The 19,536-nt window shown below is 70.3% G+C and carries 18 protein-coding genes; 12 read left to right on the top strand and 6 right to left on the bottom strand.

What is annotated here, in order from left to right; genetic code table 11:
- Positions 1 to 47 precede the first annotated feature (47 nt).
- Complete coding sequence (locus ACFQUV_RS07520) at positions 48 to 2,987, top strand: cation-translocating P-type ATPase (RefSeq protein WP_129610682.1); 2,940 nt, start codon at positions 48 to 50, stop codon at positions 2,985 to 2,987.
- A gap of 223 nt (positions 2,988 to 3,210) precedes the next feature.
- Here the strand turns inward: ACFQUV_RS07520 and ACFQUV_RS07515 are convergent, their stop codons facing one another.
- Together ACFQUV_RS07515 and ndk are read right to left on the bottom strand one after the other, a co-directional pair.
- Entirely contained in the window at positions 3,211 to 3,984 is a 774-nt protein-coding gene (locus ACFQUV_RS07515) for a TerC family protein (RefSeq protein ID WP_129610683.1), read from the bottom strand.
- Positions 3,985 to 4,087: 103 nt separating this feature from the next.
- A complete protein-coding gene (ndk, locus tag ACFQUV_RS07510; protein WP_129610684.1) occupies positions 4,088 to 4,510 on the bottom strand; it encodes a nucleoside-diphosphate kinase in 423 nt (140 codons plus the stop codon).
- 260 nt (positions 4,511 to 4,770) lie between these two features.
- Between ndk and ACFQUV_RS07505 the strand changes: the two genes are divergently transcribed.
- Positions 4,771 to 4,950, top strand: coding sequence for a hypothetical protein (locus ACFQUV_RS07505; RefSeq protein WP_111388463.1), 180 nt, complete (start codon positions 4,771 to 4,773; stop codon positions 4,948 to 4,950).
- A gap of 119 nt (positions 4,951 to 5,069) precedes the next feature.
- Here the strand turns inward: ACFQUV_RS07505 and ACFQUV_RS07500 are convergent, their stop codons facing one another.
- Positions 5,070 to 5,306, bottom strand: a complete 237-nt coding sequence (locus ACFQUV_RS07500) for a DUF2171 domain-containing protein (protein WP_111388465.1) — start codon at positions 5,304 to 5,306, stop codon at positions 5,070 to 5,072.
- 102 nt (positions 5,307 to 5,408) lie between these two features.
- On the opposite strand from ACFQUV_RS07500, the gene ACFQUV_RS07495 reads away from it, so the two are divergent.
- The gene (locus ACFQUV_RS07495; RefSeq protein WP_129607234.1) at positions 5,409 to 6,389 is read left to right on the top strand and encodes an NADPH:quinone reductase; all 981 of its coding nucleotides are present in this window, start codon (positions 5,409 to 5,411) and stop codon (positions 6,387 to 6,389) included.
- Between the two features lie 120 nt (positions 6,390 to 6,509).
- On the opposite strand, the gene ACFQUV_RS07490 is transcribed toward ACFQUV_RS07495, so the two are convergent.
- The gene (locus ACFQUV_RS07490; RefSeq protein ID WP_111388466.1) at positions 6,510 to 6,764 is read right to left on the bottom strand and encodes a hypothetical protein; all 255 of its coding nucleotides are present in this window, start codon (positions 6,762 to 6,764) and stop codon (positions 6,510 to 6,512) included.
- Positions 6,765 to 7,054: 290 nt separating this feature from the next.
- On the opposite strand from ACFQUV_RS07490, the gene ACFQUV_RS07485 reads away from it, so the two are divergent.
- The 4 genes from ACFQUV_RS07485 (at position 7,055) to ACFQUV_RS07470 (ending at position 10,761) form a co-directional block, all read left to right on the top strand.
- Positions 7,055 to 7,807, top strand: coding sequence for a DUF1236 domain-containing protein (locus tag ACFQUV_RS07485; protein ID WP_378394487.1), 753 nt, complete (start codon positions 7,055 to 7,057; stop codon positions 7,805 to 7,807).
- Positions 7,808 to 8,133: 326 nt separating this feature from the next.
- Entirely contained in the window at positions 8,134 to 9,672 is a 1,539-nt protein-coding gene (locus ACFQUV_RS07480) for a tetrathionate reductase family octaheme c-type cytochrome (protein ID WP_378394485.1), read from the top strand.
- The gene (locus ACFQUV_RS07475; RefSeq protein ID WP_129607232.1) at positions 9,669 to 10,316 is read left to right on the top strand and encodes a cytochrome b/b6 domain-containing protein; all 648 of its coding nucleotides are present in this window, start codon (positions 9,669 to 9,671) and stop codon (positions 10,314 to 10,316) included. The genes ACFQUV_RS07480 and ACFQUV_RS07475 overlap by 4 nt, the downstream gene beginning before the upstream one ends.
- Positions 10,317 to 10,584: 268 nt before the next feature.
- Entirely contained in the window at positions 10,585 to 10,761 is a 177-nt protein-coding gene (locus ACFQUV_RS07470; protein WP_129607231.1) for a CsbD family protein, read from the top strand.
- A 132-nt stretch (positions 10,762 to 10,893) separates the two neighbouring features.
- Here ACFQUV_RS07470 and ACFQUV_RS07465 read toward each other — a convergent pair whose 3' ends face one another.
- Entirely contained in the window at positions 10,894 to 12,060 is a 1,167-nt protein-coding gene (locus tag ACFQUV_RS07465; RefSeq protein ID WP_129607230.1) for a DUF2336 domain-containing protein, read from the bottom strand.
- Between the two features lie 387 nt (positions 12,061 to 12,447).
- Here ACFQUV_RS07465 and plsY point away from each other — a divergent pair, with 387 nt between their 5' ends.
- The 4 genes from plsY to dprA all read left to right on the top strand — a co-directional run bounded on the left by plsY (position 12,448) and on the right by dprA (position 16,298).
- Positions 12,448 to 13,107, top strand: coding sequence for a glycerol-3-phosphate 1-O-acyltransferase PlsY (plsY, locus tag ACFQUV_RS07460; protein WP_129607229.1), 660 nt, complete (start codon positions 12,448 to 12,450; stop codon positions 13,105 to 13,107).
- A gap of 273 nt (positions 13,108 to 13,380) precedes the next feature.
- Positions 13,381 to 14,034, top strand: a complete 654-nt coding sequence (locus tag ACFQUV_RS07455; RefSeq protein WP_207211329.1) for a class I SAM-dependent methyltransferase — start codon at positions 13,381 to 13,383, stop codon at positions 14,032 to 14,034.
- Between the two features lie 193 nt (positions 14,035 to 14,227).
- Complete coding sequence (locus ACFQUV_RS07450; protein ID WP_244601413.1) at positions 14,228 to 15,025, top strand: glycosyltransferase family 92 protein; 798 nt, start codon at positions 14,228 to 14,230, stop codon at positions 15,023 to 15,025.
- Between the two features lie 145 nt (positions 15,026 to 15,170).
- On the top strand, positions 15,171 to 16,298 hold the full coding sequence (gene dprA, locus ACFQUV_RS07445; RefSeq protein WP_129607227.1) for a DNA-processing protein DprA: 1,128 nt from the start codon (positions 15,171 to 15,173) through the stop codon (positions 16,296 to 16,298).
- Between the two features lie 13 nt (positions 16,299 to 16,311).
- Here dprA and ACFQUV_RS07440 read toward each other — a convergent pair whose 3' ends face one another.
- Positions 16,312 to 16,524, bottom strand: a complete 213-nt coding sequence (locus tag ACFQUV_RS07440) for a hypothetical protein (RefSeq protein ID WP_111385020.1) — start codon at positions 16,522 to 16,524, stop codon at positions 16,312 to 16,314.
- 260 nt (positions 16,525 to 16,784) lie between these two features.
- Between ACFQUV_RS07440 and topA the strand changes: the two genes are divergently transcribed.
- Positions 16,785 to 19,532, top strand: a complete 2,748-nt coding sequence (gene topA, locus ACFQUV_RS07435) for a type I DNA topoisomerase (protein WP_129607226.1) — start codon at positions 16,785 to 16,787, stop codon at positions 19,530 to 19,532.
- Positions 19,533 to 19,536 lie beyond the last annotated feature (4 nt).

Here is a 19,536-nt window from a genome sequence, read left to right as displayed (position 1 = left end):
CCGGCTCCGGCCCGACGCCGGCCCTGGGCCTGCGAAAGTCCAGCACGATGAACCAGCCCTACGCCGCGCCCGTCGCTCCCCTTCACGCACAAGAGCCGGGCCGTGCGCCTCCGCCCGAGCTGGCGGCGACCGCGGCGCCACCCCACCGTCTGCCGGTCGACGTGGTGGTGGCCGGTCTCGGCTCCGACGCCGCCCGCGGCCTGACCTCCGCCGAGGCGGAGCGCCGCCTGGCCGAGTACGGGCCCAACCAGCTCAAGAGCGCGCCCGAGACGCCGTGGTGGCGCCGGCTGCTGGAGCAGTTCCAGGACTTCCTGGTGATCATCCTGCTGGTCGCCACGGTGATCTCGGCGGTCGAGTGGATTCTGGAGGAGCCGCGCGAGAGCGCCCTGCCCTACGAGGCGATCGTCATCATGGCGATCGTGCTGCTCAACGCGCTGCTCGGCTTCATCCAGGAGGCACGGGCCGAGAAGTCGGTGCGCGCCCTGATGGCATTGGCGGCGCCCGAATCGACGGTGGTGCGCGACGGCGAGCGCCAGCGCATTCCGGCGCACCTGATCGTGCCCGGCGACGTGCTGCTGGTGGAGGCCGGCGACCGCATCCCGGCCGACGCAAGGGTGATCGAGGACGCCAATCTGCGCACCGACGAGGCGGCCCTCACGGGCGAGAGCGTGCCGGTCGGCAAGGACGCCGCCGCCATCGACGCCGATGTCGGCCTCGGCGACCGCAAGAACATGCTGTTCGCCGGCACCACCGCCACCTATGGCCGCGGCCGCGCCGTGGTGGTCGCCACCGCCATGGGCACCGAGGTCGGCAAGATCGCCGAGCTGCTCGAAGGCGCCAAGAAGGAGGCGACGCCGCTCCAGAAGGAGCTCGACCGCACCGGCAAGCGGCTGAGCATCATCATGCTGGCGATCTGCGCCGTCGTCTTCGCCACCGGCCTGATGAAGAACCCGGTGACCGATCTCGACGCCATCCTGAGCCTGTTCCTGTTCGCCGTCGCGCTCGCGGTGGCGGCGATCCCGGAGGCGCTGCCGGCCATCGTCACGGTCGGGCTGAGCCTCGGCGTCCGCCGCATGGCGGCCAGCAACGCCATCGTGCGTAAGCTACCGGCGGTGGAGACGCTCGGCGCCGCCACGGTGATCTGTAGCGACAAGACCGGCACCCTCACCCGCAACGAGATGACGGTGCGCACCGTGCTGGCCGGCGGCACCGCGGTCGATGTCGGCGGCAGCGGCTACGTGCCGGAAGGCGACTTCACGGTCGACGGCCAGCCGCTCGCCGGCCGCCCGGATCTGACCGAGGCGGTGGAGCGGACGCTGCGCGCCGCCGCCCTCGTCAACGACGCGGCGCTGGTCTGCCGCGATGGCCGCTGGCTGGTGCAGGGCGATCCGACCGAGGGCGCCCTGGTGGTGGCGGCCCGCAAGGCCGGTCTCGACGAGGCGGCGCTCGCCCGCCTGCCGCGCATCGCCGAGATCCCGTTCACCTCGGAGCGCAAGCGCCACGCCACCCTGCACGCCGATCGCGACGCGCCCGGCACCCTCACGCTGTGCGTCAAGGGCGCCCCCGAGGTGCTGCTGCCGCGCTGCCGGCAGATGTTCGACGGCAGCCGACTGGTGCCGCTCGACGACGCCGGCCGTGCCGCCGTCACGGCGCAGAACGACGGGCTCGCCAGCCAGGCGCTGCGCACCCTCGCGGTCGCGACGCGCACCGTGCAGGCCGCGACCCTCGGGATCGATCCGGCCGCCGCGGCCGCCGGCCGTACCGGGGACATCGAGCTGCCCGAGGACATCGAGGACGAGCTGGTGCTGCTCGGCCTCGTCGGCATGATCGACCCGCCGCGCACCGAGGCAGCCACCGCGGTGGCGACGGCCCGCACCGCCCACATCCGCACCGTGATGATCACCGGCGACCATCCGGCGACCGCCGAGGCGATCGCCCGCGAGCTGGCGATCGTCGAGCCCGGCACCCGCGTCGTCACCGGGGCCGAGCTGCGGACCATGAACGAGGCCGATCTCGACGCCATCGTGGAGGACGTGCGGGTGTTCGCCCGCGTCGACCCCGACCACAAGCTGCGCATCGTCGAGGCGCTCCAGCGCCGCGGCCACATCGTCGCCATGACGGGCGACGGCATCAACGACGCGCCGGCGCTGAAGACCGCCAATATCGGCGTCGCCATGGGGATCACCGGCACCGACGTCTCCAAGGAGGCCGCCGACATGGTCCTCACCGACGACAACTTCGCCAGCATCGTCAAGGCCATCGAGGAAGGCCGCGGGATCTTCGACAACATCCGCAAGTATCTGGTCTACCTGCTGTCGTCGAACGCCGGCGAGCTGCTCACCATGTTCGCGGGCGTGATGTTCGCCGGCCTGCTCGGCCTCGCCTCGACCAATCACGGGCTGTTCCTGCCGCTGCTCGCCGCCCAGCTCCTGTGGATCAACCTGATCACCGACGGCCCGCCCGCGCTGGCGCTCGGCATCGATCCCAAGGACGCCGACGTGATGCACCGGCGGCCGCGCCGGCGCGGCGCCGGTGTCATCGGCGGCGCCGACTGGGTGCGCATCGCCGGGGTCGGCTCGGTCATGATGGTGGGAACGCTGGCGGTGCTCGACGCCTATTATCCGGGCGGGCTGATCACCCTCTACGCCACGGGCACCGCGCCCAATCCGGCCGACGAGGCGATGGCCCGCACCATGGCGTTCACCACGCTGATGATGTTCCAGCTCTTCAACGTCTTCAACAGCCGCTCGACCCACCGCAGCGCATTCGCGGGCTTCTTCGACAATCCGTGGCTCTTGGGGGCCGTCGCCCTGTCGCTCGCGGCGCAGTTCCTGGTGATCTACGCGCCGTTCATGCAGGCCGCCTTCCAGACCGTGCCGCTCGGCTTCGGCGACTGGATGGTGGCGACCCTGGTGGGCGCCTCGCTGCTGGTGGTGATGGAGATCGTCAAGCTCGCCCTGCGGCTGCGTGGCGGCGAAGCGGACTGACGGCCACCGCGGTCGCGCCGGCCGGTTCACGCCGGCCGGTGCAGGGCGGTTTCAAGCTGGGCGGCTCCGCCCGCGGGCCGATAAGCTCCGGACGGGTGCGCGGCCGGACGCCACCCGGCGGTCCATCGGCAACAAAAAAGGCGGCGCCGGTCTCCGGAGCCGCCTTTATTTTTCTCTGTCCCGCGTTTGTCTGTCCCGAGCCCGGCCGGCCGGGCCGGTCGCCTCACGCCTCGTGCTTGGCGACTGCGGCCCGCTGCTGCTTGGAGCGACGCCACAGGCCGCCCACCACCAGCACCAGCACGGCGAACACCGCCGCGAGCGCCAGCTCGAACTGATGGGCGCCTTCCGGACCCAGGCGCGCCACCACCAGCGGCTCGATCGCCGGATCGGTGGCGATCACCTCGCCGGTGATCCAGCCGAGCAGCGCCGCACCGGCCCAGATCAGGATCGGGAAGCGATCGAGCAGACCCATGATCAGTGCGGCCCCCGCGATGATCAGCGGGATGCTGACGGCGAGACCGAAGACCAGCAGCAGCATGCTACCGCCCGCCGCCGCCGCGATGGCGATGACGTTGTCGAGGCTCATGACGATGTCGGCGACGGCCACCAGGCGGACGGCGCGCCAGAGATGATCGGCCGCCTCCATCTCGCCGTGCGCTTCGTCGGGCACCAGGAGCTTGCAGGCGATGTAGAACAGCGCGATGCCGCCGACGAGCTTGAGATACGGCATCGTCATCAGCGACGCGATGATGACGGTGAAGACGATGCGCAGCCCGACCGCCACGCCGGCACCGAGAATCATGCCCCAGAAGCGTTGCCGCGAGGGCAGGCCGCGGCACGCCATGGCGATCACCACGGCATTGTCGCCGGAGAGCAGGATGTTGATCCAGATGATCTTGCCCACCGCGACCCAGAACGTGGGCTGGGCCATGTCGGCCAGGCCGCTGTGCAGCAGTGCGCTCCAATAGGCAGGATTCAGATAGTCGGCCGCGATCATGATTCGCCTCGTCCGCGGCGGGCCTGGGCCCGGCCGCGCTCCACACTACCTCAGGGAACGAACCACAACCAGCGCGCGACCCGGACCGATCTCAGCCCGAGCGTCAGCCGACGATCTCGTTGCCGGAGAAGAACTGTGCGATCTCGACTGCCGCAGTCTCGGGGGCATCGGAGCCGTGCACCGAATTCTCACCAATCGATTTGGCGTGGGCCTTGCGGATCGTCCCCTCGGCCGCCTTGGCCGGATCGGTGGCACCCATCAGGTCACGATAGCGCGCAATCGCGCCCTCGCCCTCGAGCACCTGGACCACCACGGGACCGGAGATCATGAAATCGACCAGCTCGCCGAAAAACGGCCGCTGGCGGTGCACCGCATAGAAGGTTTCCGCCTGCTCGCGGGTGATGCGGACGCGCTTCTGGGCGACGATCCGAAGACCGGACTGCTCGATCATGGCATTGATCGCGCCCGTCAGATTGCGGGCGGTGGCATCCGGCTTGATAATGGAAAAAGTGCGCTCGACGGCCATGTCAACTCCCCTACATCGGCCCAGCGTGCCGCGGCTTATACTCATCGTATGCACCGGCAGCAAGCGAGGTGCCACGCAGAGCAGCTATAATGCCCGCGCTGCCGCGGCGAAACATTTTTGCTCTCGCACGTGCAAAGCCTGTGGGCAGATCGGCCGCGCCCGCCGCCGCCACGCGCCCTAGACGTCTGCCCCCGCCCCGCCCCGGTTCGGTTGCATTGCGGCGCTACCGTGGGTGCGATCGCCTCAATGGAGACCATCGCATGCGTGTCTTTCTGGCCTTCTTGCTCGGGATCGCCGTCACGGTGGGCGGCGCCTTCCTGCGCGACAGCGTCGCCGCGCCGGCCGACCGTCCGTTCGTGAACTGGGAGGTGGTCAAGGAATCGGTCGACCGCACCGTCGGCCAGGTGCGCGAGCAGTGGAATCGCCTGACCAGTCGCTGAAGCCGACGCGGCTGCCCGGGTTCCGTGCCCCGGTCCGAGGCGTCACGGAACTCGGGGGCCATGGTTGCGCGCTCCGCGCCTTCGCACGGCTCGGAACCATCGAAAGCAGAATTAGCCTGCTAGAGCCCAGTCGGCTCCCACTGCTCCATGACGTCCTCGGCCACCAGGCTGAGGCGGACCGTGTCGGCGTCGACCTCCTCGACCCAGGCGATCGGAATCAGGTGATGCTCGCCACCGGCCTCGGGGTCGGTGCGGGCGAGCTTGATGTGGTCGCCGTCGACCCGGTCGACGGTGCCGATCGGCAGATCGTCGGCTCCGACGACGTCCATATGCTCCCGGATATCGTTGTGCGGCATGGGGTCCTCCCTATGATGTGCCGGATCAAGCCGGTCGCCGCGATCGGGGTTCCGGGCCTTTCGGCGTCCGGCCGGCGCGGCACGCAAGAGAGAGGCGCCATCATGCGGACCGTCTGGTACGAGAGGAACGGCGAGGCACGCGACGTGCTCACCTTCGGCGACATGCCGGTGCCGGAGCCGCAGCCCGGCGAGGTGCGGGTCCGGCTCGCCACCTCCGGGGTCAATCCGTCCGACGTGAAGGCGCGCGCCGGCCGCACCCGCAAGATCGCCTGGCCGCGGGTGATCCCCCACAGCGACGGTGCCGGCGTGGTCGACGCGGTCGGCCAGGGCGTGCCGGCCAGCCGAATCGGCGAGCGCGTGTGGGTGTGGAACGCCCAATGGAAGCGCGCCTTCGGAACCGCAGCCGAGTTCGTCACGGTGCCGGCCGCCTGCGCGGTGTCGCTGCCGGACGCGGTGAGCTTCGAGGCCGGCGCCTGCCTGGGCATTCCGGCAATGACCGCGGCCCATGTGGTGGCCACCGCCGAGACGTGGGCCGGCTCGACATTGCTGATCAGCGGCGGCGCCGGCGCGGTGTCGCACTATGCCATCCAGTTCGCCAAGGCGCGCGGCGCCGTCGTCATCACGACGGTGTCGTCGCCCGCCAAGGCCGAGATGGCGCGCGCGGCCGGCGCCGATCATGTGGTGAATTACCGCCGTGAGGATGTCGGCGCCGCCGTCGCCGAGCTGACCGGCGGAGCCGGCGTCGACGCGGTGATCGAGCTCGACATCGCGGCCAATGCGGGCCTGCTGCCGACCGTGCTGCGGCCCAAGGGCACCGCGGTGATCTACGGTACCGGCGCCATGGAGGGGCCGGTGCCGCTCTACTTCTGTCTCAGCAACGCGATCACGCTGCGCTTCGTCTTCGTGTACGAGCTGTCGGACCAGGAGCGCGCCGTGGCGCTCACCACCATCGGCGATGCGCTGGCGGCCAATCGCCTCGCCCACAACATCGCCGAGGTGCTGCCGCTCGAGGCGGCCGCGGCGGCGCACGAGATGGTGGAGAGCGGCCGGGTGGTGGGGAACGTGGTGTTGCGGATCGGCTGATACGAGATCCGGCTCCCGCCTTCGGCCAAAGGCGCGCCCATCAGACGCCCAAAGAAAAAGCGGCGCCAGACCAGCCGGCGCCGCGGATCGGTTCGGGACGAACCCGTCTGTGCAGACCGGCTACTGCCCGTACTTCTCGAGCACGCGCCGGCACGGCACGCTCAGGCGGGCCCGCTGGCTCTGAAAGCAGCTCAATACCGCCATGTCGTCACCGAGGACGCTCTTGCAGAGCTTCACGGCGTCGTTGTGACACGCCTTCTGATCCTCGTCGGTGCCGCGGGTGTTCAGCGGCAGCGGAAATCCCGACTGTGCGACCGCGGCCGACGAGGCGAGTAGCGCGGGGGCGATCAGCAGAACGGCAAGCAAGCGGACCATCGAACCTCCTGTGAACCGTGACGCCGTCACGGCCGTCTGAACCACGTCGCAGCCCCCGCGAATCACGTCGCGGGTCCGATACCTTGGCGCGTCTGGGATCGGAATGCATCGCCGGATTGCGATCCGGCGCAGCTCCCCCTGCCCCGCCAGGGACCCGGCCAATGCGGCATTCCTGTGGTGACGTGGCGCGGTCCGCAAGTTCTCAGGAACCTGCTTCCGGGCGGAACGTTCGATCCTCGTCGGCAAACCCCGGCATCAAGGGTCGAACAGACCGACCAGGAGGACAGCCTATGACGAAGAATCGCTTGTTGATCGCGACTGCGATCTCCGCCCTGGTGGCGGGCACGACCCTCGCGGTCGCGCAGAGTGGTGGCAGTGGAGGCGCGGGTGCGTCGGGCGGTACGGGCGCGTCGGGTGGCCGCGAGACCAGCGGGCAGGGTTCGGGAGCCGGCTCGGGTGCGGGCTCCGGCACCCAGACGCCGGGTGCGCGTGACGGCGGCTCGGCGGGCCAACGCTCGGGTGCCGGCGAGCAGCAGCGCACCGGCTCCGACCGGGCCGGCGAGCAGCGCGACCAGCAGCGCACCGGGCAGGATCGCTCCGGCTCCGGCGATCAGCAGCGTGGCCGGACCTCCGAGACCGAGCGGAGCCAGAGCGGCCAGGATCGCGGCCGGACCACCGAGACGGACCGCACCCAGGACCGCACCCGCACCGGGCAGGATCAGCAGCGCGGCGGCAGCACCACGACGACGACCGAGCAGCGCTCCGGCTCCTCGACCAACACGTCGGTGAACCTGAGCAGCGAGCAGCGCACCCGCATTCACCAGACCATCATCCGCGAAAGCAATGTGCCGCGGGTCAACAGCGTCGACTTCTCGCTGTCGGTGGGCACCACCGTGCCGCGCTCGGTGCGCCTCGCCCGCGTCCCGGCGAGCGTGATCGAGATCTATCCGGCGTGGCGGTCCTACGAGTACTTCGTGGTCGGCGACCAGATCGTCATCGTCGATCCGGGCAACATGCACATCGTCGCTGTCATCGCGGCCTGATCCGAGACGTCGTTCGGATCGCCAAGGGGCCGGCCGTGTGCCGGCCCCGTTTTCATATGAGGCGACGCGGGTCGGGCGAACCGCCGGCCTGTGGGAGGCCCATCGGCGACCAGCCTCCCCGCACACCAAATGCCGCAGCGCCTTTTGATATTCATCAATTACGATATGTGAAGTCCACGGCACGGTGGTAACCGCACCCCCTCCCTCCGAGGGAGACCACCGTGTCGCCCGTCATCCTCCTGCGACGTCTGCTCATCCCCGTCCTGCTCCTCTTTATCCCGGCCGTCGTACCGGCCGTCGCTCAAGTTCCGCCGAAAGGCCCCCACGTGCCCGGCCAGGTCGGATCGAAGCCGCCCGGCGGCACCGCCGACCACGGCAAGTTCGAAGCGCTCAAGCAGGACTTCAAGTCCGGCCCCGAGGTGACCAAGGCGTGCCTCGGCTGCCACACGGAGGCGTCCCATCAGGTGATGAAGACGCTGCACTGGAATTGGGACTACACCAACCAGCGCACCGGCCAGCGGCTCGGCAAGAAGAACGTCATCAACGACTTCTGCGCCAGCGTCACCTCCAACGAGCCGCGCTGCACGAGCTGTCATGCCGGCTACGGCTGGAAGGACGCGACGTTCGACTTCGGTAAGCCCGAGAACGTCGACTGCCTGATCTGTCACGATCGCTCGGCCACCTACTGGAAGAACCCGACCGGCGCCGGCCATCCGCTGTACACGCCGATCATGCGCGACGGCCAGGTGGTGACGCCGGCTCCCGATCTCGCCAAGGCGGCGCAGTCGGTCGGTCTGCCGGGCCGCGAGAACTGCGGCGCCTGTCACTTCTACGGTGGCGGCGGCGACGGCGTGAAGCACGGCTCGCTCGACTCCTCGCTGCTGGCGCCCGGCAAGCAACTCGACGTCCACATGGACGCCAAGGGGCTCAACTTCGCCTGCACGGCCTGCCACGTCACCCAGAAGCACCAGTGGGACGGCAGCCGCTACGACGTGCACGCCCGCGACGACAAGGGACAGCCCAAGCCCGGCCAGCGCCGCGACGTCGCCACCTGCGAGTCGTGCCACGGCCTCAAGCCGCACAAGAGCTGGTCGGTGACCGACCTGCGGCTCAACGCCCATATCGACAAGATCGCCTGCCAGACCTGTCACGTCCCGAGCTTCGCGCGCGGCGGCGTGCCGACCAAGATGCGCTGGGATTGGTCCACCTCGGGCCGTCTGCGCGACGGCAAGCCGTTCCAGATCCGAGACGACAAGGGCCGCCCGATCTACGAGTCGATCAAAGGCGACTACCTGCTCGCCGAGAACGTGATGCCCGAATATCACTGGTTCAACGGCGAGATCATCTACGCCAATGCCGAGCGGGTGTTCGATCCCGCCAAGGCGCCGATCCCGATCAACCCGATCTCCGGCTCGCCGGACGATCCGAAGGCGCGCATCTGGCCCTTCAAGGTGATGACCGGCAAGCAGCCCTACGACAGCGTGCAGAACCACTTTGTATACCTGCATGTGTTCGGGCCGACCGATGCCGCCTACTGGCGCGGCTTCAACTGGGACAAGTCGATCTCGGCCGGCATGGCCGCGATGGGCCTGCCGTGGTCCGGCAAGTTCGACTTCATCGAGACCAAGATGTTCTGGCCGCAGACCCACATGGTGGCGCCCAAGGAGCAGGCGGTGAAGTGCGGCGAATGCCACCGCACCGACGGCCGCCTCACCACCCTGGCCGGCTTCTACATGCCGGGACGCGACTCCGCCCGCTGGGTGGACCTGATCGGCCTGTCGCTGATCGGCCTCGCGCTGGCGGGCGCCGTCGGTCACGCGACGATGCGGCTGCTGTTCGGCCGCCGCAAGGAGACGCACTCATGACCCTGATGCGCGTGCGGGTGTTCACCCGCTTCGAGCGGTTCTGGCACTGGAGCCAGGCGGCGCTGATCCTCGCCCTGATCTTCACCGGCGCGGGGCTGCACGGGTTCCACCGCGTGCTGAAGTTCGGCGACATGCTGACCATCCACGTCGCCGCGGCGCTCGCCCTGATGCTCCTGTGGATCTTCGCGATCTTCTGGCATCTCACCACCGGCCAGTGGCGGCACTACCGGCCGACCACCGAGGGGCTCGGACAGATCATCCGCTTCTACAGCATCGGGATCTTCCGCGGCGATCCGCATCCGTTCCGGAAGACCTGGCGGCGCAAGCACAATCCGCTCCAGGCCCTGACCTATCTGATGCTCAAGCTGGTGCTCAATCCGCTGATCTGGGCGAGCGGCCTCGCGCTCCTGCTCTACGATCTGTGGCGCAAGGAGCCGTGGGCGGCCGGCGGTCTCGAAGCCGTCGCCACCGCCCACACCGCAGCCGCCTTCCTGATGGTCGCGTTCCTGATCATGCACGTCTACGTGATCACCACCGGCGAGACTTTTAGCGAGCAAATCGAGACGATGGTGACAGGTTACGACCGGATGGAGATCGACCCGGCCGAGGCGGAGGTCCTGAAGCGCGATGGTGCCCTCGGCTGATACTGTTTCCGGGTGATCGGTGCGCCGTCATTCCGGGGCGCCGCGCCGCGGCGAGCCCGGAACCAGCGGCGAACTCGGAGCTCTCGGCTGGATTCCGGACAGCCGCTCCGCGGCTTCCGGAATGACCGCCGAATGGATCAGCCGGATCTTGTATCACCCGCGCGGATGTCGGTGGCGGTATCGAACAATGCCGCCGCCCGACGGTGTCTCGATCGATCGGGAACCTCGCCGCCGGCGAACCGTTCTCCTTGCAACACAGGAGGACCGAATGGACAAGGACCGGATCGAAGGCGCGATGGAGCAGGCCAAGGGCAAGGTGAAGGAAGGCGCCGGCAAGCTCACCGGCGACAAGAAGCTCGAAGCCGAGGGCAAGGCCGACAAGGCGTCCGGCAAGCTCCAGAACGCCGTGGGTGGTCTGAAGGACACGCTGCGCGGCGACAAGTAGCCGTGCCGCGACGGCTGGTCGTCGATGCACAGCGGCGACCCAGTGGAGAGCCCGGCCCCCGCCGGGCTCTCTGCATCTGCGGTGACACTCTTCTGATGACGCGCTGGTGGTGACGCTTCCGTGTGATCTCGGTCAGGCGGCCAGCCGCGCCCGCATCAGCTCCGCCACCACCTCCTGCTCCAGCTTCTCGCACGCCGTGAGCGCCTCTTCGCGCGCCGCCTCGGCGGCGAAGCGGCGCAGCAGCGCCAGCAGCGGCTCCACCTCGCCGATGTCGGCCTGGCCGCAGGCGGTCAGCACCCGCTCGACCATGCGGCGGTGCAGCCGCCCGGCTCCGTCGAGATCGGGTCCCTCGCGCCAGGCTTCGAGCGCGAAGCGGAAGGCCGGGAAGGTCGAGACCGGCAGGCCGGCGCGCGCGAACACGACGCGGAAGCCCACCCCGGTCTTGTCGTAGATCAAGAGCCGCACCCGCCGCAGCGGCAGGCCCGACAGCTCGGCCAGCGCCTCCTCGAACAGCGTCGCGTGGCCGGACAGCAACGCGCGCAGGATGAGGCCGGCGGTGAGCTGCCCGCTGCGGCGCAGATGGCGCACGAGGGGCTCGGCGTCGGCGTCGCCGGCCCGCACCGCCAGCGCGACGGTGGCCTTCTCGCAGGCTTCGCGCGTCACCATGCGGGCGTGCTCCCCGCTCATCCAGGCGCGATCGGCGACGAAGCGGGCGAGCGTCGCCGACAGCCGCGCGATCAGCGTCTGGCGACACTCGATCGGCAGATCGCGGCGCGCCAGCAGCGCCTCGCGCATCGCCGCGAGATCCCCGAACCGCTCGGCCAGACGGGCGAACGACAGCGGCGCGATCTCGGCGGTCGGGTTCTCGATCATCTCCAGGCACGCTTCGGCGGACGCCACCTCGGCCAGCGCCGCCGCGACGGCGCGCGGCAGCGGCACGCGGCGTGCGATCGCAGCCTCGATCATCGGGCCGCCGGTCGCGACGCGATCCACCAGCTCGGCATCGATGAACAGCGGCGAGCGGGCCAGCACCACGGCGGCGATGTCGGGGCGGTCGTCGGCCAGGATGTGGACCACGGTGGCCGGCGCTTCCGGGCTCGGCGCCAGCGCCTCGGCGAGCGCGGCCCGCACCAGCGGCGAGACGTCGTCGGCCAGCATCACCATCACGCCCTCGATGGCGGTGCGCTCCTCGTCCGAGAGGTTCGACCACAGATAGGCGCGGGCGAGCGCGCTGGTCGCCTCCGCCCGCTCGCCGGCGGGCGCGGTGCGAACCCACTGCAAGAACTGACGGACGATCATGCTGAACACCCGACGCGACCGAGGACATCTCGCGGCGCCGACGGGACCCGAGATAGGCCCGCGGCAGCGCCGGACGGCAAGGCACGGACCGATTTCCGCGCCGTGCCGGACGGAGGCGCAGAGCCCCGGACAGGCACTTTCACCTCGCGATCCAGACTAGCGTCGCGCCCCTTAACAAAGGGTTCACCATAAATATTTGGGATCGTTGCCGAAACGTTAACATGCGCGGACCCGGGCGGGACCGCTCTCGGCCGCCGCCACGGTCCGCCCGGTGGGGCACGCCGGCGCGGCGCCGCAACCGCTTTCCAGTGCGCCGGCAAATGCTCTAGGGTCCGCCGCGACGCCCGGCCGACGCCGGGCCACGGAACACCCCCCGGGTCTGAAGGCATGCTCGACACCGCCTCCTGGGCGCTCGCCCTGCCGGCCGCCGCGGCCGCGCTCGTCCTCGGTTATCTGCTCGGCTCCATCCCGTTCGGGCTGCTGCTGACCCGGCTGGCCGGCGCCGGCGACATTCGGACCATCGGCTCCGGCAATATCGGCGCCACCAACGTGCTGCGCACCGGCCGCAAGGGCCTGGCGGCCGCCACCCTGCTGCTCGATGCGTTCAAGGGCACGGCCGCGGTGCTGATCGCGCCCGTGATCGTCGGCGGCGGCCCGGGCGGTCACCTGCTCGCGCTCCTGGCCGGTCTCGGGGCGTTTCTGGGCCACGTCTTTCCGGTGTGGCTGCGCTTCCGCGGCGGCAAGGGCGTCGCCACCTTCATCGGCGTGCTGATCGGGGTGTCGCCGCTGGTGGCGGTCGGCTTCGGGCTGGTGTGGCTCGCCGCCGCCTATACGACTCGCTACTCCTCGGTCGGCGGGCTCAGCGCCAGCGCGGCGACGCCGCTGCTGCTGTGGGCCGCCGGGCTGACGCCCGACGCGGTGCTGTTCGCGGTGCTCGCCCTGCTCCTGTGGACCAAGCATGCCGCCAACCTGAAGCGGCTGATGGCGGGCACCGAGTCGAAGATCGGCCACAAGGCCGCCGCCCCCGGAGCCGACGGCCCCGCCTGACGGGCCGCTGCCGCTCGACTCGGCGGGCTAAACCGGACGCGGGCTATATCAATCTGCGGGACGGCGTGGTGCCGGCGCAACACTGTCGCACGCATGGGCCGGCGGCGCGGCCACCGTCTTTGCACTTCGGTCGCGAATGGCGTATCGCCCGGCGGGGAGCAGACTGCCGCGACGGCGCCGCCCGGCGCCGGGCCGCCGTGTTCGTCCGAACGCGACGGCGGCCGGCAGAACCAGAACACGGCGCCGGGGGGCGCACGACGTCCGGGGGGTCAAGTGGCAATTCAGTGGGCCGATTACGATCTCGATTACATCCGGCGCCGGTACGACCGGATCGCCGGCCTGATCGTTCCGTTCGAGTGGCTGCTGTTCATGCCGACGGCCTTCCGCCGTACCGCGGTGGCGCGCATCGGGCTGCGGCCGGGTGACCGGGTGCTCGAGATCGGCTGCGGCACCGGCCGTAACCTGCCGTTCCTGCGCGACGCGGTCGGCGCCGCGGGGCGCGTCTACGGGGTCGATTTCTCGTCCGGCATGCTGGCGCGTGCCGGCGAGCTGGTTCGGCGGAACGACTGGAGCAATGTCGAGCTGACCCAGGCGGACGCCGCCGACTATCGTGCCCCGGAGCCGCTCGATGCGGTGATGTTCGGTCTCTCCTACAATACCATGCCGCATCACCGCGCGGTGCTGGCGCGGGCACTCGACATGCTGCGGCCCGGCGGCAGCCTGGTCATCATGGACGCCAAGCTGCCCCCCGGAATCGGCGGCAAGCTGGTGCTGCCGTTCAGCATCTGGCTGATGAAGCACACCGTGCTCGGCAATCCTCACATCCGCCCGTGGGAGCATCTCGCGCCGCTGGTCGACGGCTTCGAGATGGAGGAGTTCCTGTTCGGCTCCTACTACGTCTGCCGCGGCACCAAGCGGGCCGGCTGACGCCCGTCGGCGCGCCGCCGGGCTCACCCGATCGGCCCTACTTCATTGCCGTCCGCCGCGCAGGCATGCAATGACATAGGCACGCATTTCGTGTGCCTATGGATCGCTGATGAGCAGGCTCAAATCCGTGTTGCGAAGCCCCTGGGTCCTGCGTGCACGAGCGCGGGACCGCCGCCTCGCTACGGTGCCTCATGTGCCGCTGGCTATCTGCGCGATCTTCAAGGACGAGGCCCCCTATCTCGGTGACTGGGTGGCCTTCCACCACGCCGCCGGTGTCGGCCGCTTCTATCTCTATGACAACGGCAGCACCGATAAGCCTGACGCGGTGCTGCGGCCCCATGTGGACAGCGGTCTCGTCCGCCTCATCGATTGGTCCCACCCGCCGCCGCCGCAGCTTCCCGCCTATCGCCACTGCATCCGGACGTTCGCCGACGAGGCGCGCTGGATCGCCTTCATCGACATCGACGAGTTCCTGTTCTCGCCGCAGGGTACCGACCTCCCGCAGGCGCTCCGGCCATACGAGGACCTGCCCGGGGTGATCGTCGCCTCGCCGTTCTTCGGCTCGTCCGGGCATGCCGAGCGCCCTGCGGCCGCGGTGCCGGAGGCGTATACGCGGCGGGCTCCGCTGACTCGGATCTCGGCCAAGACCATCGCCAATCCGAGGCATGTTCGCGCCATCCGCAACGTCCACACCTTCAAGTACTGGCAGGGTGACGCGCTCGGCACCGACCGAAGGCCGCTGGCCGGGCCGGACCGGGTGCCACCGCTCGACGTGCTGCGCCTCAACCACTACTGGTCGCGTTCGCTCGCCGAGCTGCACGCCAAGGTCGCGCGCGGCGACGCCTCGACCCGGTCGCCGCGCAATCTCGACTGGCATCTCTCCTTCGAGGCGGGGCTGAACGCCGAGGAGGATCTGTCCGGACGCGACGCTTGGCGGCGGCTTCTCGGCGCGGTGCCGGAGGTTGGGTCCGGCCGGGCCGCGAGCCGCTGAACCGGGTGCTAGCGGGTTCGCAGACCCTCCGGTCGCAGGCCGCATCTTCCACTCGCAGCGCGCGCGTCGTCGTGCCACGATACCGCCGGGGAGCAGCGGCGGCGGCCGGCCGACCCGCCGCCGCCCCCCGAGGGGGAGCGTCCGCGTGTCATCGTCCGGGGTGCGGCTGACCGACGAGCAGCGGCTCGACTGGCTGCGGCTGATCCGCAGCGAGAATGTCGGGCCGCGCACCTTCCGGGCCCTCCTCAACCGCTATGGCGGCGCCCGGGCGGCGCTCGCCGCGCTCCCCGAGCTGGCCCGCCGCGGCGGGGCGCTGCGCCCGCTCCATGTCCCGAGCATCGCCGACGCGGAGCGCGAGCTGGTGGCGGCGCGGCGGTGGGGCGTCCGCTTCGTCGCCCTCGGCGAGCCCGACTATCCGCCTGCGCTCCAGGGCATCGACGACGCGCCGCCGCTGCTCGCCGTGCGCGGCCGCCTCGATCTGCTCCAGCAGCCGGCGGTCGGCATCGTCGGCGCCCGTAACGCCTCGGCGGCCGGGCTGACCTTCGCCGAGAGGATCGCCCGCGAGCTCGCCGAGGCCGGCTTCGCCATCGTGTCCGGCCTCGCCCGCGGCATCGACGGCGCCGCCCATCGCGGCAGCCTGGCGCTCGGCACCGTGGCGGTGCTGGCCGGCGGACAGGACCGGCCCTACCCGCCCGAGCATGTCGAGCTGTTGGAGGCCGTCGCGGCGCGCGGCGCCGCCGTCTCCGAGATGCCCATGGGCTGGGTGCCGCGCGGCCGCGACTTCCCGCGCCGCAACCGCATCATCTCGGGGCTGGTGCTGGGCGTGGTGGTGGTCGAGGCGGCGCGCCGCTCCGGCTCGCTGATCACCGCGCGGCGGGCGCTCGATCACGGCCGCGAGGTGTTCGCGGTGCCGGGCTCGCCGATCGACCCGCGCAGCGAGGGCACCAACGACCTGCTCAAGCAGGGCGCCACCCTGGTGACCGCGGCGGCCGACGTGGTGGCGGCGCTGGAGCCGATGCTGGGCCGCCGCTTCGAGCGACCCCTGGACGAGCCGCGGCCGGCGACCCTGCCGCTGCCCTTCGACCTCGACCCCGAGCCAGACGGCGCGGTCCGCGACCGCATCGCCGCCCTGCTGGGGCCGACCCCGGTGGCGCTCGACGACCTGATCCGCTGGTCGGGAGCGCCCCCCGCCACCGTGCTGACCACCCTGCTAGAGCTGGAGCTGGCCGGCCGGCTCGATCGCCAGCGCGGCGCCCGCGTCGCCCTGATGTGAGCCGGCCCGAGCGTCAGCGCGGCGGCGCCCCATTGGCCCGGCCGCAGCCCTGCGTCTCCCCGCCGCGCGACGCCTCCGCCTCGATCCGCGCCATGTCGAGAATGTAGCCGAGCGTCTGGAGCCCGCTGGCCCGCGCCATGCGGGCGAGATCCCGCGTCATGTCGGCGATATAGCCCGCCGTCATTTGCGGCGTGTGGGTCTCGTCGTGGGACGAAAAATCGGCCATGAACCATCCTGCCGCAGGCCCGATCCGGCGGAACCGGAGCGAGGCTGCAGATGCGAGTCGACGTACGGTGTCTAAGAGGAATACTATCTCAAATGGCGTTCGCAGATAAACACAACTTTTAATGCGTATACCGGGTGTGCGGCGGCCGCGCCGCAGCCCCGATTTGACACCCGGTCCCCGCTTTACCATGTTCCCCGGGCTCGCGGCGGCCGGCCCACCGGACCGCGGAACCAGGATTTCGCCCCAGCGCAAGGCTTTTCATGAACGTCGTTGTCGTCGAATCTCCGGCCAAGGCGAAGACCCTGAACAAGTATCTGGGCCGCGGCTACGAGGTGCTGGCCTCCTTCGGGCATGTCCGTGACCTGCCCCCCAAGGACGGCTCCGTCGATCCGAACGCCGACTTCCAGATGGTTTGGGAGATCGACGGCAAGGCGCAGAAGCGCCTCGCCGACATCGCCCGCGCCGTGAAGGGGGCCGACAAGCTGATCCTCGCCACCGACCCGGACCGCGAGGGCGAGGCCATCTCGTGGCATCTCCTCGAGGTGCTCAAGCAGAAGCGCGCGCTGAGCGACGGCCAGCCGATCGAGCGGGTGGTGTTCAACGCCATCACCAAGCAGGCCGTCACCGAGGCGATGAAGAACCCGCGCCGCATCGACCAGGCACTGGTCGACGCCTATCTGGCGCGGCGTGCCCTCGACTACCTCGTCGGCTTCACGCTCTCGCCGGTGCTGTGGCGCAAGCTGCCCGGTGCCCGCTCGGCTGGCCGCGTCCAGTCGGTGGCGCTGCGGCTCGTCTGCGACCGCGAGCTGGAGATCGAGAAGTTCGTCACCCAGGAGTACTGGTCGCTGGTGGCGACGCTGGCGACCCCGCGCGGCGACAGCTTCCAGGCCAGGCTGGTCGGCGCCGACGGCAAGCGCATCACCCGGCTCGACATCGGCTCGGGGGCCGAGGCGGAGGCGTTCAAGCAGGCGCTGGAGCAGGCGCGCTACACGGTCGCGACCGTCGATGCGCGGCCGACCAAGCGCCACCCGCAGCCGCCCTTCACCACCTCGACGCTCCAGCAGGAGGCGAGCCGCAAGCTCGGCTTCGCGCCCGCCCACACCATGCGGGTGGCGCAGCGCCTCTACGAGGGCATCGACATCGGCGGCGACACCGTCGGCCTGATCACCTACATGCGAACCGACGGTGTGCAGATCGCCCCCGAGGGCATCGCGTCGATCCGCAGCGTGGTGAAGTCCGATTACGGCGACCGTTATCTGCCGTCGGCGCCGCGCCAGTACCAGACCAAGGCCAAGAACGCCCAGGAGGCCCACGAGGCGATCCGCCCGACCGACATGACGCGGCGCCCGCGCGAGATCGCGCGCTATCTCGATGCCGACCAGGCGCGCCTCTACGAGCTGATCTATCTGCGCGCCCTGTCGAGCCAGATGGAATCGGCCGAGCTGGAGCGCACCACCGTCGACATCGCGGCGCAGGCCGGCGGTCGGGCGCTGGAGCTGCGCGCCACCGGCAGCGTCGTCACCTTCGACGGCTTCCTGGCCGTCTATCAGGAGGGCCGCGACGAGGACCCGGACGACGAGGAGAGCCGCCGCCTGCCGCAGATGAGCGCCGGCGAGGCGCTGAAGAAGCTGGCGCTCGACGCCACCCAGCACTTCACCGAGCCGCCGCCACGCTACTCCGAGGCGTCGCTGGTCAAGCGCATGGAGGAGCTCGGCATCGGCCGGCCGTCGACCTATGCATCGATCCTCCAGGTGCTCAAGGACCGCAACTATGTGCGCCTCGACAAGCGCCGGCTGGTGCCCGAGGACCGCGGCCGCATCGTGGTGGCGTTCCTGGAGAGCTTCTTCTCGCGCTACGTGGAGTACGACTTCACCGCCGATCTGGAGGAGCAGCTCGACCGCGTCTCCAACAACGAGATCGTGTGGCACGAGCTGCTGCGCCGATTCTGGACCGACTTCACCGGCGCGGTCGACAGCATCAAGGACCTCAAGATCAGCGAGGTGATCGACGCGCTCGACGCGATGCTCGCCCCGCATCTCTTCCCGCCGCGGCCGGACGGCACCGATCCGCGTCAGTGCACCACCTGCGGCACCGGCCGGCTGTCGCTCAAGCTCGGCCGCTACGGCGCCTTCCTGGGCTGCTCCAACTATCCGGAATGCCGCTACACAAGGCCGTTCTCGGTGCCGGGCGCCGACGGCGCCGCCGAGGCCGAGAACCGGGTCCTGGGCCAGGACCCGGAGACCGGGCTGGACGTCACCCTGAGGGTCGGCCGCTTCGGTCCCTACATCCAGCTCGGCGAGGCGAACGGCGGCGACAAGCCCAAGCGCGCCGGCCTGCCGCGCGGCACCGACCCGGCGGCCGTCGACCTCGACATGGCGCTCGGGCTGTTGTCGCTGCCGCGCGAGGTGGGCAAGCACCCGGAGGACGGCGAGCCGATTCTCGCCGGCATCGGCCGCTTCGGCGCCTATGTGCAGCACGGCAAGACCTACGCCAACCTGGAGGCGGGCGACGAGGTGCTGACCATCGGGCTCAACCGCGCCGTCACGCTGCTGGCCGAGAAGCTGGCCAAGGGGCCGCGCGGAAAACGGTTCGGCGGTGATCCGGGACGGCCGCTCGGCGACCACCCGACGCTCGGTGGGACGATCGTCGTGAAGGCGGGCCGCTACGGCCCCTATGTCAGCCACGACGGCGTCAACGCCACGCTGCCGAAGGACAAAACGCCGGAGACCATCACGCTCGCCGAGGCGGTCGACCTGCTGGCGGCCCGCGCCGAGAAGACCGGCGGCGCCCCCAAGCGCAAGGCGCCGGCCAAGAAGGCGGCGGCTCCCAAGGCGGCGAAGGCGAAGAACGCCGAGGCCGAGGACACGGCGAAGCCGGCCAAGAAGGCCGCAGCGAAGAAGACCCCGGCCAAGAAGACCCCGGCCAAGAAGACGGCCGCCAAAGGCACCGCGAAGAAACCGGCCGCCACCAAGCCGAGGGCCAAGAAGGAGCCGGCCCAGGCGGAGTGATCGC

This window comes from Rhodoplanes sp. P11 (assembly GCF_964266735.1).
Taxonomy (GTDB): Bacteria; Pseudomonadota; Alphaproteobacteria; order Rhizobiales; family Xanthobacteraceae; genus Rhodoplanes; species Rhodoplanes serenus.
This window is presented reverse-complemented; position numbering and strand designations above follow the sequence as displayed.

Bases quoted from the DNA above. Each gene is read 5' to 3' on its own strand.
- ACFQUV_RS07520 (WP_129610682.1), top strand. From the start codon at position 48: ATGAACCAGCCCTACGCCGCGCCCGTCGCTCCCCTTCACGCACAAGAG.
- ACFQUV_RS07515 (WP_129610683.1), bottom strand. From the start codon at position 3,984: ATGATCGCGGCCGACTATCTGAATCCTGCCTATTGGAGCGCACTGCTG.
- ACFQUV_RS07500 (WP_111388465.1), bottom strand. From the start codon at position 5,306: ATGCCGCACAACGATATCCGGGAGCATATGGACGTCGTCGGAGCCGAC.
- ACFQUV_RS07475 (WP_129607232.1), top strand. From the start codon at position 9,669: ATGACCCTGATGCGCGTGCGGGTGTTCACCCGCTTCGAGCGGTTCTGG.
- ACFQUV_RS07505 (WP_111388463.1), top strand. From the start codon at position 4,771: ATGCGTGTCTTTCTGGCCTTCTTGCTCGGGATCGCCGTCACGGTGGGC.
- plsY (WP_129607229.1), top strand. From the start codon at position 12,448: ATGCTCGACACCGCCTCCTGGGCGCTCGCCCTGCCGGCCGCCGCGGCC.
- ACFQUV_RS07440 (WP_111385020.1), bottom strand. From the start codon at position 16,524: ATGGCCGATTTTTCGTCCCACGACGAGACCCACACGCCGCAAATGACG.
- ACFQUV_RS07490 (WP_111388466.1), bottom strand. From the start codon at position 6,764: ATGGTCCGCTTGCTTGCCGTTCTGCTGATCGCCCCCGCGCTACTCGCC.
- ACFQUV_RS07485 (WP_378394487.1), top strand. From the start codon at position 7,055: ATGACGAAGAATCGCTTGTTGATCGCGACTGCGATCTCCGCCCTGGTG.
- ACFQUV_RS07470 (WP_129607231.1), top strand. From the start codon at position 10,585: ATGGACAAGGACCGGATCGAAGGCGCGATGGAGCAGGCCAAGGGCAAG.
- topA (WP_129607226.1), top strand. From the start codon at position 16,785: ATGAACGTCGTTGTCGTCGAATCTCCGGCCAAGGCGAAGACCCTGAAC.
- ACFQUV_RS07465 (WP_129607230.1), bottom strand. From the start codon at position 12,060: ATGATCGTCCGTCAGTTCTTGCAGTGGGTTCGCACCGCGCCCGCCGGC.
- ACFQUV_RS07495 (WP_129607234.1), top strand. From the start codon at position 5,409: ATGCGGACCGTCTGGTACGAGAGGAACGGCGAGGCACGCGACGTGCTC.
- ndk (WP_129610684.1), bottom strand. From the start codon at position 4,510: ATGGCCGTCGAGCGCACTTTTTCCATTATCAAGCCGGATGCCACCGCC.